This window comes from Streptomyces diastatochromogenes (assembly GCF_002242805.1).
Lineage (GTDB): Bacteria > Actinomycetota > Actinomycetes > Streptomycetales > Streptomycetaceae > Streptomyces > Streptomyces diastatochromogenes.
Genome location: NZ_MCGQ01000217.1, coordinates 1 through 227, shown reverse-complemented (window position 1 = coordinate 227; position 227 = coordinate 1). Strand labels below are relative to the sequence as shown.

Below are 227 nucleotides of genomic sequence, written 5' to 3'. Positions count from 1 at the left end.
CCCGCAGCGGAGCCGCGATCATGGAATGAATGCCGGAGGCCACCAGCCGGCGAGCCCGGTCGGGGGCCTGGGCCTGCCAGCCGGTGAACGCCCCCATGTCGGCCTCCAGCACCATCTGCCCGGAACCGAACCCGGAGGCCTGGGGCGTGGAGGGGTCGAAGTGGATCAGCTCACCGGGTGGATACAGCGGCGTGTCCTCCCGGATGCCGTACAGGGCGACACGGCGC

At 71.8% G+C, this 227-nt stretch carries 1 protein-coding gene; it reads right to left on the bottom strand.

The genetic code is table 11. The annotated features are described in order from the left end of the window. The coding region (locus BEK98_RS49480; RefSeq protein ID WP_167444476.1) for a hypothetical protein at nucleotides 1-227 on the bottom strand (227 nt) is incomplete at both ends.